General features: G+C 34.3%; 14 protein-coding genes and 3 pseudogenes. 11 read left to right on the top strand and 6 right to left on the bottom strand.

The window, feature by feature from the left end; genetic code table 11:
• The first annotated feature begins 30 nt into the window (after positions 1-30).
• From ACU8YW_RS15470 to ACU8YW_RS15450, 5 genes and pseudogenes are all read left to right on the top strand, one after another.
• Positions 31-1,056, top strand: coding sequence for a ParM/StbA family protein (locus tag ACU8YW_RS15470; RefSeq protein ID WP_088063906.1), 1,026 nt, complete (start codon positions 31-33; stop codon positions 1,054-1,056).
• Positions 1,057-1,351: 295 nt separating this feature from the next.
• Positions 1,352-2,302 carry a magnesium transporter CorA family protein gene (locus ACU8YW_RS15465; protein ID WP_106382933.1) on the top strand — a complete coding sequence of 317 codons (951 nt, stop codon included), beginning with the start codon at positions 1,352-1,354 and terminating at the stop codon, positions 2,300-2,302.
• Between the two features lie 476 nt (positions 2,303-2,778).
• Positions 2,779-3,141, top strand: a pseudogene (locus ACU8YW_RS15460) (MarR family winged helix-turn-helix transcriptional regulator).
• 218 nt (positions 3,142-3,359) lie between these two features.
• Positions 3,360-4,238, top strand: coding sequence for a LysR family transcriptional regulator (locus tag ACU8YW_RS15455; RefSeq protein WP_088063904.1), 879 nt, complete (start codon positions 3,360-3,362; stop codon positions 4,236-4,238).
• 55 nt (positions 4,239-4,293) lie between these two features.
• Positions 4,294-4,377, top strand: a pseudogene (locus ACU8YW_RS15450) (DDE-type integrase/transposase/recombinase); the annotation flags it as partial.
• Between the two features lie 179 nt (positions 4,378-4,556).
• Here the strand turns inward: ACU8YW_RS15450 and ACU8YW_RS15445 are convergent.
• The 4 genes from ACU8YW_RS15445 to ycaC all read right to left on the bottom strand — a co-directional run bounded on the left by ACU8YW_RS15445 (position 4,557) and on the right by ycaC (position 8,480).
• Positions 4,557-6,392 (bottom strand): amidohydrolase, encoded by a 1,836-nt coding sequence (locus ACU8YW_RS15445; RefSeq protein WP_426934629.1) that lies wholly within the window; start codon positions 6,390-6,392, stop codon positions 4,557-4,559.
• 13 nt (positions 6,393-6,405) lie between these two features.
• Complete coding sequence (locus tag ACU8YW_RS15440; protein ID WP_088063901.1) at positions 6,406-6,999, bottom strand: antibiotic biosynthesis monooxygenase; 594 nt, start codon at positions 6,997-6,999, stop codon at positions 6,406-6,408.
• On the bottom strand, positions 6,996-7,640 hold the full coding sequence (locus ACU8YW_RS15435; protein ID WP_000067162.1) for a hydrolase: 645 nt from the start codon (positions 7,638-7,640) through the stop codon (positions 6,996-6,998). The genes ACU8YW_RS15440 and ACU8YW_RS15435 overlap by 4 nt, the downstream gene beginning before the upstream one ends.
• A gap of 195 nt (positions 7,641-7,835) precedes the next feature.
• Positions 7,836-8,480 carry an isochorismate family cysteine hydrolase YcaC gene (gene ycaC, locus ACU8YW_RS15430; protein ID WP_000131218.1) on the bottom strand — a complete coding sequence of 215 codons (645 nt, stop codon included), beginning with the start codon at positions 8,478-8,480 and terminating at the stop codon, positions 7,836-7,838.
• Positions 8,481-8,958: 478 nt separating this feature from the next.
• On the opposite strand from ycaC, the gene ACU8YW_RS15425 reads away from it, so the two are divergent.
• From ACU8YW_RS15425 to ACU8YW_RS15415, 3 genes and pseudogenes are all read left to right on the top strand, one after another.
• Positions 8,959-9,795 (top strand): alpha/beta fold hydrolase, encoded by an 837-nt coding sequence (locus ACU8YW_RS15425; protein ID WP_098133158.1) that lies wholly within the window; start codon positions 8,959-8,961, stop codon positions 9,793-9,795.
• 441 nt (positions 9,796-10,236) lie between these two features.
• On the top strand, positions 10,237-11,826 hold the full coding sequence (locus tag ACU8YW_RS15420; protein ID WP_098133157.1) for a bifunctional metallophosphatase/5'-nucleotidase: 1,590 nt from the start codon (positions 10,237-10,239) through the stop codon (positions 11,824-11,826).
• 130 nt (positions 11,827-11,956) lie between these two features.
• A pseudogene (locus ACU8YW_RS15415) lies at positions 11,957-12,095 on the top strand (M15 family metallopeptidase); the annotation flags it as partial.
• Positions 12,096-12,300: 205 nt separating this feature from the next.
• Here the strand turns inward: ACU8YW_RS15415 and ACU8YW_RS15410 are convergent.
• On the bottom strand, positions 12,301-12,720 hold the full coding sequence (locus ACU8YW_RS15410; protein ID WP_088063898.1) for a DUF1259 domain-containing protein: 420 nt from the start codon (positions 12,718-12,720) through the stop codon (positions 12,301-12,303).
• Between the two features lie 687 nt (positions 12,721-13,407).
• On the opposite strand from ACU8YW_RS15410, the gene ACU8YW_RS15405 reads away from it, so the two are divergent.
• Both ACU8YW_RS15405 and ACU8YW_RS15400 read left to right on the top strand, forming a co-directional pair.
• Complete coding sequence (locus tag ACU8YW_RS15405; protein WP_088610138.1) at positions 13,408-14,673, top strand: Y-family DNA polymerase; 1,266 nt, start codon at positions 13,408-13,410, stop codon at positions 14,671-14,673.
• The gene (locus ACU8YW_RS15400; RefSeq protein ID WP_097908002.1) at positions 14,670-15,011 is read left to right on the top strand and encodes a YolD-like family protein; all 342 of its coding nucleotides are present in this window, start codon (positions 14,670-14,672) and stop codon (positions 15,009-15,011) included. The genes ACU8YW_RS15405 and ACU8YW_RS15400 overlap by 4 nt, the downstream gene beginning before the upstream one ends.
• 247 nt (positions 15,012-15,258) lie before the next feature.
• Here the strand turns inward: ACU8YW_RS15400 and ACU8YW_RS15395 are convergent, their stop codons facing one another.
• Positions 15,259-16,392 carry a zinc-dependent alcohol dehydrogenase gene (locus tag ACU8YW_RS15395; RefSeq protein ID WP_446893968.1) on the bottom strand — a complete coding sequence of 378 codons (1,134 nt, stop codon included), beginning with the start codon at positions 16,390-16,392 and terminating at the stop codon, positions 15,259-15,261.
• A gap of 246 nt (positions 16,393-16,638) precedes the next feature.
• On the opposite strand from ACU8YW_RS15395, the gene sasP reads away from it, so the two are divergent.
• Complete coding sequence (gene sasP, locus ACU8YW_RS15390; RefSeq protein WP_306007912.1) at positions 16,639-16,851, top strand: small acid-soluble spore protein, SasP family; 213 nt, start codon at positions 16,639-16,641, stop codon at positions 16,849-16,851.
• The last annotated feature ends 86 nt before the right edge of the window (positions 16,852-16,937 follow it).

Here is a 16,937-nt window from a genome sequence, read left to right as displayed (position 1 = left end):
ATTCTAAAAAGAGAAAGTGAGGAAAAAAGTATGAAATCTCTGTATGCAATTGATGTAGGAATTGGTTTTACTAAGCGGGCATATCGACAGGATGTAGATTCTGAGGTGACGATTAAGAGTGAAGCTTCGACACTAGCCCCTGTACCTAATCATGCTGAAAGTGAAGATTTAACAAAGGTAAGTTTTATAGACTTAGACTTTGCATACTACATGGGAAATGAAGCACATCAATCTGACGCTTCATTTCTTCCTCCATTTGAAGAAGAAATAGAAAATTATTATGAAAGCGAACAGTTTAAACAACAAATATTTGGTTGCATTGCAAAGGATTATAAAGAAAATGTCGTGTTACCTTTAGTTGTGACCGGGCTTCCCGTTACTTATTTTGGTAGTCAGCATGAGCAATTACAAAATGTATTAAAAAAAGAAACTTCCGTGCAAATTGATGGGAAATTTATTAATATTACGGTGGAAAATGTTTTGATTCTTCAGCAACCGGTTGCTTTACATGCCTATTTCTTAAAAGAGGGAATCATTCAGGAACAAGATCGTATCTTAATTATTGATGGTGGATTTCGTACATTAGAAATGACAGATATGAAACAGAATGTCATTTTAAATCATTATGAGACGGAACTAGGATGTAGCAAGCCTTTGAAAAATATTAAGAATATCCTGCAGAATCATGCAGGGGAAAGTGATGACTTGCATATTAACGACATGCCAAAAATATTAGAAAAAGGATATGGAGGTCGAGAAGAAAATCATCAGACAAGTCAGGTTAATACTTTGATTCAAGAAGAGTTGGATACACACTTCCAAGACGTTATGCGTGTATTACAAGAACAATTTAAGTTAGACCAGTATGACACTATTATTTGGACAGGAGGAATAGTAGACATCCACAAAAAACGAATTGAAAAAATGCAAGGTGAAATTTCTTCTTTCCGTATGGTAGACGCTTCGAAAGAGGCAGCACTTCATGGATACTATATGATTGGAAGTCAAGTATTTGATGACATCACCAATCAATCTGCATATGAATCCAAATTATAATAACGACCGAAATGGAGTTCGTTGAATAGACGTGCCAAATTATGTGGCTTCTTTTCCACATATAAATAAGAAAAGATACAAAGTGCTTGTATAGAGGAAAAGTTTAAAATTTAGAATGAAAATAACTAATATATAGGAGGTCTTCCTTGTAACAGAAGAAGACCTCCTATGCCATTTAGTTTGTAATTTAGAGGATCTAAAAACTTTTCCTCCAAGACATGAATACCTACATATAAATTTCATATTACGGATATTATTCGATGAAACATAAAACTATTCAGAAAGGAAGAATAATATGGAATGCATAAAAATGCCGAAATGGGATTGGTATCATGTGAAAACTAGTGAACTTGAAAAACTTTCTTCTATAATCCCTCGTGATGTAACATCTTATTTCTCTCAATTTGTAAAAAAAATAAGTTCTCCTTGTGAAAATGGATTATATGTTTATACGTTATCACCAAGTCAAACTTGTGTATATGGTTCGTTTTTATATGATCAAGATAAAAAGGACGCCAAAATTCAAAAATTTCTTCATTATTTCGTAGCTCATGGAATACTGATAACGGTCCAGGAAAAAGAGGAAGAGGATTTCCAAAAATTAATACATAATTTCCCTATGGGTATAAAAAAATGTAATAGTTCCGCTGAAGGATTATGTGCTATCTTATCAATATTTATATCTCACTATTTACGAAAGGTTGACTATTTTGAAAACAATTTCAGAAATGTGTTATGGGATTTTTATCATCATAATAACATAGCAGTTTTAGAAAGAATTTATCATATTCGTCATGAATTATTTATGAACACACATGTGTTTCGCTTAATACAAGAAGTGTTGCAAGGCTTGGAGGAAGCTTGGTTAGAAAACCTAACAAACACCCTTTGTTATAAACAAACACACGTAAAATTAGAGCGTGGATTACAACTTGTTAAAGAGTACCAAGAAGAATTAGACACGATGATTCATTTACAAGAAGTTGTTTCTTCTCATCGTGGGAATGAAATTATGAAAGCTCTTACTGTATTAACTGCTGTAAGTACGCCTTTGACGGCCTTAGGAGCATTGTGGGGGATGAATTTTAAATACATGCCTGAACTGGAATGGAAATATAGCTATTTAATCGTTCTCTTATTTATCATTTTCACAACAGGGGGGATGTATTTGTATATGCGAGTCAAAGGATGGACAGGTGATTTATTACGAGTAAAGAAAAAGAAATCTTTTTTTAAATCTAATTAATCCTGTTTATAAAAAATATGATAGATATTAACCTAGATATATGGTTAGTAATATTTATTAATGGGGGTAGTGCCATATCCCCATCAAGTTAAAATTTTGATGTCCCCGCAATGATAAAAATGGTGAATATTTATATGAAAGATTAGAGCTCTCCTACACGAAGGAGGGCTCTAATCTTTGTTTAAAAACTATATTATATAAATGGGCAGACACATCATCTGAAATTTGTCCGGATTCAATTTAGAATATGACAAAAGAGAACTTGCGTTAGAAAACAAGCTCTCTTTAAAAGAAATAACGCAATTGAGATACTTATATAGTAACAATTGTTTTCTTCTAATTCTATATGTCTTATGTTGAGAAATAAATTATAAGTGGCTTGATAAAGCTAAAACGAATTATTGACATAATATTTTGACGATAATATAATAAATCTCGAATTCAAGATAACTTGTAAAGGATTGGTAATTAGGAACGTGAGTAACGATGAGAGCTTATCTTTAAAGTTATTTGTTATATTATCAAGGGCAGTACAGTCAATCACTAAGCGTATTGAAGAGGATATAAAAAGTTATAGACTTAATCCAACTGAATTTGCAGTGCTTGAGCTACTATACAGTAAAGGCGATCAGCCTATAAAAAATTGGAGACAAAATATTATTTGCAAGTAGTAGTATCACGTATACGTCAATTACTTCAGAAGGTATTGAATTGATGGATACTATTTTTCCACAGCATAAAGAGGGGATTCGGCAAATATTTGATAGTTTGGACTATATGGAGAAGAAATGATAATTAAAGAGTTGAAAAAGTTAGGATGTTACACACGGAAATTGTAAGTTTTTAGAGGTTATTTCTGTTTAGTAATATCCTAATTAAATATAAATTAAATAAATAGGAGGAAAAATTAATAAATAGTAGTAAATTTGTTGTAATACAAAATAAAAAAATTATGTAATTGCAATTAGTGTAGTAGGTAATAAAGTTGTTATGTTAACGTATACATATTGTCCTTTTCATTATAAATCTTTCATAAAGCGGAGAGTGGGTATCAAGAATGGAATTACGTCATTTAGAGTATTTTATTCAAGTTTGTAATAATAATAGTTTTACTAAAGCTGCGGAAGTTCTAGGTATTTCACAGCCGACTTTAAGTCAGCAAATACGTGTGTTAGAAGGTGAACTTGATACACCCTTGTTTCATCGAGTTGGAAGAGGTATCAAAATGACAGAAGCGGGTAAGCTGCTATTTGATAAAGGAAAATTTATCATGCAACAATTTGATGACGTTTATAATGAAATTTTTGAATTAAAGGGTGTAAAAAGAGGTGTGATTACTATAGGAGGTTTATTAGAGGACCTCACTTATTTAACACCTTATATTATGAAGTTTCAACAACATTATCCCAACATTATAGTGAAAATTATAGAATCCGAAGTTGCTGTAAATCAAATCGTTGACAAAAATATTGATTTAGGGATCACACGTAGTGCTCAAATTCCAGACACATTAACAAGCACCCTTTTGTATAGCGAAGAGCTCGTCCTTGTAATTCCAAAAAAACATCCTTTGAATGAAAAATCATTTGTTTCTTTTCGAGAATTAGCAGGGCTGAGTAGAATAATGGTTTCATGTAGTTGTCGTGAATCTATTAAGATATATTCTGAGAGTTTAGGGTTATCTTTATCTGAAGCAAATATAGAAACAAAATCTTCTATTTCTCTATTGAGCCTTGTATATAATGGACATGGCGTTGCCATAATACCTCTTTCACTAGTTGACTTTGTTAATAATGATAATTTGAGTATAGTTCGTATTATTGATCCGACACCAAGTCAAGATATTAATCTTATTCACTTTGATGATAAATTTTTAAGTTTTGCAGCACGTATCTTTATGCAAAAGTTAAATGATCCTGAAAAAGTATCAGTATAATAGAAATAATAATGATTCTAGTGTAAAATTTGAAAAAATCTATAAGTCTTGAGGTGAAACCTATATTAAAGTCAAAGGGCAGTGGCTTTATATGTGTGGTGTGATCGATTCAAATGGGAATCCCATTGATTTTTACTTAAGGGAAAAGGACAGACTTTGCCTGGAGAGTAGGCTGTAAAAAACAAGTCAAGTTAATCTATCAACTCTTCGGTCTTCTCGCATAGTAATAGATTCAATTAGGGATATACAATGCTACTTCAAATCTACATATCCTTATTGTAGAAAGAAACCCACCGGCATTATACCGGTGGGTTTGACTTAGAAAGCAAAACAAGTACAACCAATACCCCATTTAGTTCCATCTTTTCCTATTACAGTATGAGTGTGTTGATGGAGAGGGTTACTGCAACTATGTAACTTGTGATCATGGGCATCGTGAGAAAGTATAGTGTGGGCTAGGTTAGCACCACCATAACCATAAACTCCCGTCGGTGACCAATCAGGTGATGCTGGCGGCAATTCAGGTGATAAATTTTTAAATTCATCATTTCCATAAACAACCTGCCCACCCATAATGGTGAGTAATGATTCAAGGTCTTTGATTTCTTCTTCTGGCACAGTAAAGTAGTCAGAAGACAATACAGCAATATCAGCAAACTGACCTACTGTAAGGGTTCCCTTTTTACCTTCATCACCAGAGAACCACGCACTTCCTTTTGAATATAATTCCAGGGCTATTTTTCTATCAAGTTTATTTTTTTCATCGTATATCGAAAGACCACCAATGGTTTTTCCGGCAACCATCCAGTAAAGAGCGACCCAAGGGTTATAGCTGGAAACCCTAGTTGCATCACTACCAGCGCCAACAGGTATACCTAGGTCTAACATACGATAAATTGGAGGAGTACGCTTTGCAGCTTCCTTTCCGTATAAATCAACAAAGTATTCACCTTGAAAAGCCATGCGGTCTTGGATGGCAATACCGCCATTTAAAGCCTTAACACGTTCCATACTACGATCTGAGATTGTTTCTGCATGGTCAAACCACCATCGTAGACCATTAAAAGGAATTTCTTTGTTGACTTCCTCAAATACATTTAAGAAACGTGTGATTGACTCGTCATAAGTTGCATGTAAACGGAATGGCCAACGGTTTTCCACCAATAAAGAAATTACTTTCTTTAAGTCAGCTTCCATCATCGTAGCTAGTTCAGGCCGTGGCATTTGAAATTTTTCAAAATCAGCTGCCGAGAATACTAACATTTCTCCGGCACCATTCATTTTATACTTATCAGTTCCTTGACCGGGAGAAACAATTTTTGCCCATGAAGCAAAGTCTTCATATTCATGATTAGGATTTTGCGTAAATAGATTATAAGCAATGCGCAAAGTTAATTGTTCTTTCTCGGCTAAATGTTCAACAACTTTGTAGTCATCAGGGTAATTTTGGAAACCACCACCTGCGTCAATGGCACTTGTAATACCTAATCTATTTAATTCGCGCATAAAATGGCGAGTTGAATTAATCTGGTCGTCAAAATTAAGTATTGGAGCTTTACCCAGACTTGAATAAAGAATAGAAGCGTTAGGATTTGCAATTAAAAGGCCCGTTGGATTACCTCGTTTATCCCGCTCAATTAAGCAGCCTGGAGGGTCTGGGGTATCTTTTGTGTATCCCAGTGCACGCAGCCCAGCACGATTTACAAGTGCTCTATCGTAAAGATGTAGCACAAAGACAGGTGTGTCTTCAGAAACAGCATTAATCTCTTCCAAAGTTGGCAACCGTCTCTCTTTAAATTGAAATTCAGACCAACCTCCAACTACTCTTACCCACTGAGGAGCAGGTGTACGCCTTGCCTGTTCTTTGAGCATTTCGAGAGCAATGGCAAGTGAAGGCACACCTTCCCATCGTAATTCCATATTATAATGAAGACCGCCACGAATAACGTGTATATGAGAGTCATTCAGGCCCGGAATAGCTCTCTTTCTTTTAAGGTCTATTTTTTTTGTTTTTTCTGTGGCACTATCAAGAAGCTCATCTCCACCTACTGCAGTTATTAAACCATCAGTTATGGCGATAGCAGACACCTCAGGTTGAGAGGGATCAAGGGTAGTAATTTTTCCGTTATATAAGATCATATCCGGTAAATTCATATTCACACCTCGTCTACTTCCTATTATTTTGTAACCATGGATGAAATAATTTACCGAAAATCGGCATAACTACCCATGATAGCAAGGACACTATACATACAGAAACGAAAAAAGCGGACATAATAGGATTCATATGTTTTATAATAGGTCCTATCAATTTAGGAACTAACATGCTAAGAGGCCATACACCCAGAAGGGTAACGATAGACATTTTCCATTTTGGCGGTGGAACTGGCGTTTTCGGAGTAACAAACCAATAGGCCAAACTGCTTTCAGTTTTGTAACTCGGATTAGTAACTTGAAATTGTTCTGCCGTTTTTAACAAATCTCGGCGAACATCTGATTCTTGCCAAGCACGTAGATGCTCATACGTATCAAAGCGAAAAATAACAGTATACTCTCTGGATGCATTATTAGGGACTATTAGATTTACACCTAAATGCCCTGGGAATTTAGTAGCGGCAGCTTCGATTTCATGTCTCCATGTTTCAAACTGTTTTTCTTTACCTTGTTGAATTTTCCATGTAACAATCGTTGTTACTGGATCAGCAGCATCCATCGTGTTCTCTGTATAAGTCTCCTCGACAGCTACTCCTTCTTGTTTCATATTTTCCTGCTTGGAAGCGCACCATGCACCATAGTATATGCGTATTCTACGCCTTGACCATAAGCACCAGTGTGTTCTTTTACAATCTCCATTACCGCATCATAAGTGTCTTTGTGTGCCCAGTCACGTTGATATTCAAGTAAAACTTGAATTGCTGTTACTGGAATTGCACCAGCTTGTTCTACACGACGCATAGCAGCGTTATGTGCTGTCAAACTAGTACCACCTGAAGCATCATCAACTGCATACACCTCATAGCCAGCTTTAATTGCTTCAAGCACAGGGAATGCAAGGCAAACTTCAGTCCAAAGTGCTGCAAATATTAATTTCTTTCTACCTGTTGCTTTAACTGCTTCAACAAATTTTGGATCTTCCCAAGAGTTCATTGAACTGCGTTCTATAATTTCATGGTTTGGGAATATGTCAAGAATTTGCGGCCAAAAATAACCAGAAAAGCTGCGTGTCTCAACTGTAGTAAGAATAGTAGGTACGTTAAAAGTTTTTGCTGATTTAGCAAGTAGCATAACGTTATTAATCAATGTTTGTCTATCAATACTTGCAACTCCAAAAGTCATTTGAGGCTGAAAATCAATCAAGATTAAAGCGCTGTTCTCCGGATTTAATAATTCTAAATTACTCATAATAAAACGCTCCTTTTTTATTATTTAAGATTAAATTTAGAAAGTAATGTATTTTCTGTCAATATAAGCTGTAATCGTAAAAATAAAAGCTTTACTATACTTTTTAATTTAAAAGAGAGTGCTGACTTAATCAGCACTAAATTTATACTATCCATTTTTTTGAAAGTGATTTAAAGCTATTTCTTTGAAATACATTTATGCATTTTGTTTACTAAGGTCTCGTTGAGCTCCTAAATAGCTTCCAATTATATTTTGATAGCCGGGAAGATTACTAGCAAGTAAATTGCCAAAACCTTCAACATCGTTTCGCCAATCGCGTTGTAATTCGCAAGCTACGCTAAACCAGTTCATAAGTTGTACGCCATTATGTGCCATACGCGTATTGGCAGCATCTGCAACTTGTTTGCTGAAAGTTCCTGAAGCATCAGTAACAGCAAATACTTCATATCCAGCTTTTATAGCAGAAAGTGCCGGGAAAGCAACACAAACGTCCGTAACTACGCCCGCGATGATAAGTTGTTTTTTTCCAGTTTCTTCGATTGCTTTTACAAAATCATCATTATCCCATGCGTTAATTTGTCCAGGTCGAGCTATTTTTTGTGCGTGAGGAAAGAGATCAACCAATTCTTGCATTAAAGGTCCATTAGGTCCGTTTTCAAAGCTAGTTGTTAAAATAACTGGTAAATCAAAAAACTTAGCAGTGTGAGCAAGAGCTAAAACATTGTTCTTAAATTCATCAACACCATAGTCACGTACTAGTCCGGACATAAGACCAGTTTGATGATCTACTAAAAGCACGACAGCATCATCTTTGTTAATACGAGAATAGAGATCAGTCATTATGTATTCCTCCTAAAAATTAAGTAATCGAAGAAAGTTTAAATAGTCAAATATTATCATGATTTTCTTCGTTTGTTACGATTAGTTTGTAACTAAGCTGAACGATAATATTAGTTATAACAGCATTCACAGAATATGAAGCGCTATACAAATTTATAGTATTTGAAAACCGATTCATTAATCAATTCTAAATTATCTATAATTCGGATAGATGGTAACTATAGTTATTTTCACCATAAAATTGATTGGTTTTACCTATACATTCTATAGATAGAACGATATTGATAGTTACCTATTTTTGTTATTAGAATTGAATAGGAGGAATGTTCAGCAATTATTTCATGCTGAAAAAACTATTAAATGGGGAATTGTTCCATGCTTAGAGTTAACAACATAAACACGCATAAATAGGTTACGAGATTCATCCGGATTATTGAAGAAAAGGATATATATTAAAATATTTTTTGGAGGTAGAAGAATGGCAAAGATTACTGTAGGAACCGAAAATCAAGCACCAATTGAGATATATTATGAGGATCATGGCATAGGAAAACCAGTTGTACTAATTCATGGTTGGCCGCTAAGTGGTCGATCTTGGGAATACCAAGTTCCCGCTCTTGTTGAGGCTGGATACAGAGTTATAACATATGATCGTCGAGGTTTTGGAAAATCATCTCAGCCGTGGGAAGGGTATGAATATGATACCTTTACTTCTGATTTACATCAACTATTAGAACAGTTAGAGCTTCAAAATGTCACACTTGTTGGTTTTTCTATGGGTGGAGGCGAGGTAGCCCGGTATATTGGAAAATATGGAACCAATAGAGTAGAGAAGGCTGTATTTGCAGGAGCTGTACCACCATTTCTTTATAAGTCAGCTGATCATCCTGAGGGTGTATTAGATGATGTAGCAATTCAAGGATTTGGAAATGGAGTAAAAAGTGATCGCCTAGCATTCCTTGATGAGTTTACGAAAGGATTTTTTGCTGCTGGAGATCGAACTGACTTAGTTAGTGAACCATTTCGACTTTACAATAGGGATATCGCTGCGGGTGCATCACCTAAAGGGACACTAGATTGTATCGCTGCTTTCAGCAAAACAGACTTCAGAGGTGATTTAGCCAAGGTTAATATACCTACCCTTGTTATTCATGGTGATTCAGATGCAACTGTACCATTTGAATATAGTGGGAAGTTAACACATGAAGCAATTCCTAATTCTAAAGTAGCGTTAATAAAGGGTGGTCCACATGGGCTAAATGCAACGCATGCCAAAGAATTTAATGAAGCACTCCTATCATTTTTAAAGGACTGATTACAACTATATAATTGTTAATTGATAAATTATAAACAAGTAAAAATAAAGCTTTATAAAAGATGCTCTTGGATAAATCCAGGAGCATCTTTTTAAATTAGAAGTAGTGCACCACGGAAATCTTCCATTATGAAATTTCTATTCATTTTTAAATGGTGATATTGAGATGTTATCTTGAAAAATACTCATTAATTTCGAATTGAATAATCTTCTTAACAGCTAAAATGTAATGGTTAGAGTTTTTTTAGACCTCTTAGATGTATTGCTATATTACTATCAAGATAATATTTTGAATAATCCTCAAAATAAAGATTTTTTTGTCAGAAAACAATAAAATCTTATTAATTTTTATAATTAGTTGAATTTTTATAGAAATAATCCTCTTAATATATTAAAATAACATCGTATTATGTCTGATTTTAATTAGGGGAGAGAAATTTTATGTTGAAAAAAATCATTCCAGTTGCTTTAGCAATAAGTACAGTTACTTTTACTAGTGTATTTGCTGCGCCTTCAGCACAAGCAAGTACAGAACCAAACCGCTACATAGATGTGCAAATGCTCGGTATTAACGATTTTCATGGGCAGGTAGACACTGTAAAAAAAATTAACAATAAAGATGCAGGGGGAATTGAGTACTTAGGGGCTTATTTACGTGATCGTGAAAAACAAAATCCGAATACATTAAAGGTACATGCTGGCGATGTTGTTGGAGCAAGTACTCCTGTTTCAGCATTATTACAAGACGAACCTACGATTGAATTTCTAAATGATTTGAAATTCGATGTTGGAACTATAGGAAATCATGAATTTGATGAAGGTGTTGCGGAAATGAACCGCCTTATTTATGGTGGATACCATGAGAAAACAGGGAATTTTAAAGGAGCAAAATTCCCATATGTTGCTGCAAATTTATATAATAAATCCACCGGTCGTTTATTTTTACCACCATTCACTATAAAAAAGGTACAAGGAGTTCCTGTTGGATTTATCGGAGTCGTAACAACGGATGTTCCTAACCTTGTTATGCCTACTATGCTAAAGAATGTAGAAATTACAGATGAAGTTGAAGCTATTAACAAATCCGTAAAGCAATTAAAAAAACTAGGCGTTAAATCTATCGTTGTTCTTGCGCATAACGGAGGTACAACAGATGGGAACGGCGTAACAAATGGTGATATCGTCCGATTAGCAAATGAGACTGATCCAGAAGTCGATGTTATTTTTGGTGGGCATAGCCACACTTATGTAAATGGAACTGTTAATAATAAACTTGTCGTACAAGCAAATTCTTATGGTATGGCTTTTGCTGATGTTGATGTAAAGATTGATCGTAAGACACAAGATATTGTTGAGAAAAAAGCAGAAATTGTTACAACTTACCATGAAGGCATGGAGCCTGATAAAAAAATAAAGAAGAAGATGGAGAAATATCAAGCAAAAATCGCACCTCTTGTTAATGAAGTTGTAGGCAAGTCTATTGCTCCACTAGATCGCAAACTAAATACGGCTGGTGAATCTACTCTCGGAAATTTAGTTGCTGATGCCCAGCGTGCAACAATGCAATCCCAAATTGCTCTTATGAATCCTGGTGGTATTCGTAATGACTTAGATGCTGGTGATATTACATGGGGAGAGATATATGGTATTCAACCATTCGGAAATCAATTAATAAAAGTAAATTTAACAGGCCAAGACATTCGTGATATTTTAAATCAACAATGGCAAAAAGACATAACAAGAATGCTTCAAATTTCAGGGATCCAATACACTTGGGATGCGAACAAGCCTAATGGAGAAAAAGTAACAAGTATCCGCTTAACAGATGGAGAAGAAATTATTCCTTCTAAAACTTACAGCGTAGTTGCGAATGCATTTCTAGCTTCAGGTGGAGATGGATTTGTATCCTTTAAAAACGGTAAAGATGCTGAAACAGGACCAACTGATTTTGAAGCATTAGTAGATTATATAAAAAAATCAAAAGAACCAATTCAGTCTATTATTGATGGAAGAATTCAAAAAATAAATTAGGTTTTTATTAATCTCAAAAACAACTAGATTACCTGTGCGCTAAACCTTTTAGTGTGCAGGTAATCTATTTTTTGTGGGTTTGAAATAAAGTCTTACTGTGGACAAGGGGTATACCGTCTAGATGCAGAGTGCAGGGTTTATCATTCGTTGTCCAAAGGAAAAGGAAAATATAACTGGTTATGCGTATGAGCCTTAGCGTATTCGCTGTGTAGGAGATATTGCAAAAAATATATAAGGAAAAATTAACTTTAGAGGAATATATGAGGTAAGAAAGCCAAAGTGAATTGCAAATCTGTATTTTTGTTTAGGGAATAGTATTTTATAAAATAGTAGGGTACTTTATTTTAATAGATTCAAAAACTGCCTATCTAAAAATTTGATAGGCAGTTTTTTTCTTTTGGGCACAAAGTGAAATAATTTTATGATGTTCGCACATGTAGAAAATGTAATGTGTAAATATATCCGAAACACCAATCATTGCCCCTCATTATTAGCGATAGGATAGCTACTTAAGGACAAAAAAGAATGGGCTAACTTTTGTGCAAAATGTAATGGAGGCTCTACCGACTGGATATGAATATACATAATTAAGGGATTCATGTACAGCCAGTGATTATGTAAAGCACTTACAATGATTCCTTGTTGTACAATTGATTTCATAAATGCAGGAATTTCTTCTTGTAGAACAGCGATTTCGCCTAAATTTAATGCATTACCATTTGGATCCAACGATTCAAAACTTACTCCGACGGGCACTACAGAAGTACTCGGTTTTGCTTGAACAAGCACCCTAAAATCGCGGTGAAAAGACACTGAACAACCACCTTGATTTCTTTTACCTTTCCCTTTAAGTATTGTAGCAAATTGTTCACAAAGGAAATTAAAATTTTGCATAAATTCAATTCCTTTCTTGTACAAAATTATATAATTAGGGATTCGATTGAGGAGATACAGATAAACAATCTTTCTTTAGCATTCAAAAAACAGGCTGTGATTTTAATGTATCCAATGTTTATTTTAAAAGAAATACACGCGATATTACTTGGATATTCAGGATTTCATTGAAGATGATTCGTGTATCCGGGTTAATAAATTTATGATTCATGATAGTCCGTTCGAGATATTGTTATAAAAAATCGATAAAGTATGCAATTATACGCTATTAGTTTATGTAGGTTAGATAAATATGTGTCTAAATTTGAATGATAAAACTAGAAAACAACGTTGAGAAAATAACCAATAATAATTTATTTTCTATAAACAAGCACTGCTAAATAGTACTCTTTTTCGAAATAAGTCTTTCTTATATAAGTATATTGCTTTTAAATACAGGATTAAGTTTGAATACTAAAAAACGGGTTCTAAAATACCGTATCTATTCACGAAGAATCTAGTTGTTTCTTCTTGTATCTATTTACATTTTTCAGTATAGAAAAAATATAGAGGTGAATTCCTTGATTTTTTCTTGAAAAATGTTCATGTACGGTTATATTAACCAAAATTTTCATGAAAATACCTTTAAAAAGAACGTTAGTTCGTATATAATAAGAACGAATGTTCTTTTTGTTAGGAGTGATAACCTTGTATGATTATTCTCTTTTACCGAATCGTATTATTCTTTGTGTAGATCTTCGTAGCTTTTATGCAAGTGTGTCATGTATTAAAAAAGGACTTGATCCACGATATACGAAATTGGCTGTCGTAGGGGATGTAAACCGGAGTGGATCAATTGTATTAGCAGCAACACCGCCATTAAAAGCGTTAGGAATAAAGAAGATGGCTAGAATGTACGAAATACCGAAGCGGTCAGATATTATTATTGTGAATCCGATTATGCATACATATATGAAGTGTTCAACTTACATAACCGGTTTAGCTTTACAGTATGTTGCGCCGGAAGATTTCCATCAATATAGTATTGATGAGTTTTTTATGGACATGACCGCAAGTATTCATTTGTTTGCGAGTAATCCGTGCGAGTTCGCATTAAAGTTTAAGCGAGAAATATATGAACGTACACGGATTGAAAGTACGATTGGTATTGGACCCAATTTATTATTGAGTAAAGTAGCACTGGATGTGGAAGCGAAAAAGAATAACGATGGAATAGCGCAGTGGACGTATGACGATATACCCGAGAAGTTATGGAGTATTAGACCACTCAGTAAATTTTGGGGTATATCGTATAAAACGGAAATGAAATTAAATCGAAAAGGTATACATACGATTGGAGATTTAGCGCAGTACCCATTGAAGTATTTAAAACAATCATTTGGTGTAATAGGGGAAGAATTACACTTGCATAGTAACGGGATTGATTTCAGCAGAATAGCAGAGGAATATGTTCCAGCGACAACATCTATAGCAAAAAGCCAAATATTATTTCGTGATTATTCAATAGAAGAGTTCATCGTTATTTTATTAGAGCATACAGAAGAAGTTTGTTACAGATTGAGAAGCGAAAAGAAATACGCACAAACGATTCATTTTTCAGTCGGATATAGTAAGGAATATGGAGGAGGAATAAAAAAAGCACATACGTTAAATAGAGCAACAAATTTAACGATGGATATTTACAATGTTTGTACATATTTTTTATACGAGCGGCATACAGGAGAGCCGATTCGATCGATAAGTCTTTCCTTAACAAATTTAATACATGAAGGAGAAGAGCAAATTTCGCTTTTCGATAACATTATACAAAGAGAAAAAGAAATGAGATTAACGAAGGTTATGGACGAAATTCGAACACGATTTGGTAAGAACAGTATATTACGTGGAATTTCCTACACAAGCGTCGCAACAGCAAGATATAGAAACACATTATTAGGAGGGCACAAATCGTGAAGAATGCTAATATGCCAAAAGGAAGAGGCATGGTAAAATGGCAACCGTTTGCTAGTATGCCAGAGCAGTTTATCTGTATTAAAGACATGATACAGGAGCAAACAAAAATCTCACGTCCAATCTTAACGCAAGATGCAAAAGAAAGGATTGAAAATAAGCTGTTAATTTCATATTTAGGTGAAGAAGAGGTTTTACTTACATATTATAAAGATGGCTATCTATATAAAAATTACATAACAGTAGCTGATATAAATCCATTAAATAAGACGATTACTTGTACCGATGCTTTTCGTAATCAAAGAATGTTTAAGTTTGGTGATGTAATGGAAGTGGACTAAAGTGTAACTGGAATCCATATAAAGGTTTATGGCCAACCATGAATAAATAGTTGGCCATAATGATCTTAAAGATCCATATCTTTTAATCCGGGACTATGCTTATTTGACATTTGTTACTTAATACTTTAATGATTTTTTTACCAATTGATTGCTACCTTAAAATACAATTTTTTTGGAAATAACTATTTTTGATATGAGATGAAAATGGGGGTAATAGCTACTTAGAATTTAATAAAAAATTGTATCTTCAAGGTTTCAAAATGACTTTTATACAATCATCTTCACGATTATTAAAAATTTGATAACCGTAGCTCGCTTCTTCAAGGGGAATTTTGTGTGTAATAATCTCCTTTGGATCGAATTCTTTGTTTGTTATTTTTTCAAATAGTTCTGGCATAAAATGAATAACAGGTGCTTGTCCCATTTTAAGATTAATATTTCTAACCCAAAATGCCCCGAGTGGAAAAGCATTATAATTGCCGCCATAAACACCCGTCATTTGAACCGTTTCGTATTTTCTTACGGCTTTCGTAGCAATTTGAATAGGCCCGAGAGTTCCACCTTGTAATTTCAATTTTTGTTCCAGGAATTCTAGTGGCGATTTCTTCCCATCCATGCCCACGCAATCAATGACTACATCGGCACCGCCATGTGTGATTTCCTTTAAATGTTCTCCCATATCAGGAAATTTTGTAAACTCAAATACCTCAACATTGTTAATCTTTTTTGCATAATGTATCCGATAATCTAAGTAATCGACTGCGATTACGCGCTTAGCTCCTTGCATCCAAGCGAATTTTTGTGTCATTAATCCAACAGGGCCACAACCTAGGACGATAACAGTATCACCTGGCTTAACACCTGCGTTTATTACACTCCAATAGGCTGTTGGCAAAACATCGGATAAAAACAGTAGAGATTCATCTTCAAGCTCGCATGATTCTGGTATAACAAATGGAGTGAAATTTCCAAAAGGAACTTTTAAATATTCTGCTTGTCCGCCTGGATGGTTACCAAATTTCTCTGTATAACCAAAGTATCCACCAGAATCATAATGAGGATTGGAGTTATCACATTGGCTTTCCATTTCATGTTGGCAATAAAAACAATTTCCACAAGCAACGTTAAAGGGGATAACAACACGATCTCCTTTTTTTACTTTTGTAACATCTGGCCCAACTTCTTCAACAATGCCCATTGGCTCATGACCGATAATATACCCTTCAGGTAACGGCATGTTCCCTTGATATAAATGTAAATCAGAACCGCAAATAGCGGTTGAAGTAATTTTTACAATAATATCATCTTTTTTCTCTAACTTTGCATCATCCACTTGTTTAACTTGTACTTGGTTTGGTCCTTGATAGGTTACAGCTTTCATCACATATCTCCTTAGGAATCATTTTTCATAATTTATATGTATCTCTTGGCAAAACAGAAATCTTTAGTAAAGAGAAATCTATACATAGTGTTGTTATGAAAGTACGTTATAGCAACTCTTCTTTCTTATATCTTTTGCCCTATTTTAAGAAGAAACTCAATATTTATTCATAATCTAATTCCCACAAAAAGGATAATTATTATTTCATAATTTGTAGCATATTAAAAAAATCGGAGGTGAAACGATATGACAAACAATAATAGTGGAAGTCGTAATGAATTGTTAGTTCGAGGTGCTGAACAGGCTCTTGATCAAATGAAATATGAAATTGCACAAGAGTTTGGTGTACAACTTGGTGCAGATACAACAGCTCGTTCAAACGGATCTGTTGGTGGTGAAATTACAAAACGTTTAGTATCAATGGCTGAACAACAACTTGGTGGTAGAGCTAACCGCTAAGTAAATTGAAATACAATGTAGCACATATGTAAATCAATTTCTTTTGTATATGTATAAAAATAAAAACCCTTATAGTAAATGGATTC

The organism is Bacillus pretiosus (assembly GCF_052947655.1).
This window is presented reverse-complemented; position numbering and strand designations above follow the sequence as displayed.

Excerpts from the sequence above, each read along its gene's own strand:
- ACU8YW_RS15470 (WP_088063906.1), top strand. The coding sequence starts at position 31 with ATGAAATCTCTGTATGCAATTGATGTAGGAATTGGTTTTACTAAGCGG.
- ACU8YW_RS15465 (WP_106382933.1), top strand. The coding sequence starts at position 1,352 with ATGGAATGCATAAAAATGCCGAAATGGGATTGGTATCATGTGAAAACT.
- ACU8YW_RS15455 (WP_088063904.1), top strand. The coding sequence starts at position 3,360 with ATGGAATTACGTCATTTAGAGTATTTTATTCAAGTTTGTAATAATAAT.
- ACU8YW_RS15445 (WP_426934629.1), bottom strand. The coding sequence starts at position 6,392 with ATGAATTTACCGGATATGATCTTATATAACGGAAAAATTACTACCCTT.
- ACU8YW_RS15440 (WP_088063901.1), bottom strand. The coding sequence starts at position 6,999 with ATGAAACAAGAAGGAGTAGCTGTCGAGGAGACTTATACAGAGAACACG.
- ACU8YW_RS15435 (WP_000067162.1), bottom strand. The coding sequence starts at position 7,640 with ATGAGTAATTTAGAATTATTAAATCCGGAGAACAGCGCTTTAATCTTG.
- ycaC (WP_000131218.1), bottom strand. The coding sequence starts at position 8,480 with ATGACTGATCTCTATTCTCGTATTAACAAAGATGATGCTGTCGTGCTT.
- ACU8YW_RS15425 (WP_098133158.1), top strand. The coding sequence starts at position 8,959 with ATGGCAAAGATTACTGTAGGAACCGAAAATCAAGCACCAATTGAGATA.
- ACU8YW_RS15420 (WP_098133157.1), top strand. The coding sequence starts at position 10,237 with ATGTTGAAAAAAATCATTCCAGTTGCTTTAGCAATAAGTACAGTTACT.
- ACU8YW_RS15410 (WP_088063898.1), bottom strand. The coding sequence starts at position 12,720 with ATGCAAAATTTTAATTTCCTTTGTGAACAATTTGCTACAATACTTAAA.
- ACU8YW_RS15395 (WP_446893968.1), bottom strand. The coding sequence starts at position 16,392 with ATGAAAGCTGTAACCTATCAAGGACCAAACCAAGTACAAGTTAAACAA.
- sasP (WP_306007912.1), top strand. The coding sequence starts at position 16,639 with ATGACAAACAATAATAGTGGAAGTCGTAATGAATTGTTAGTTCGAGGT.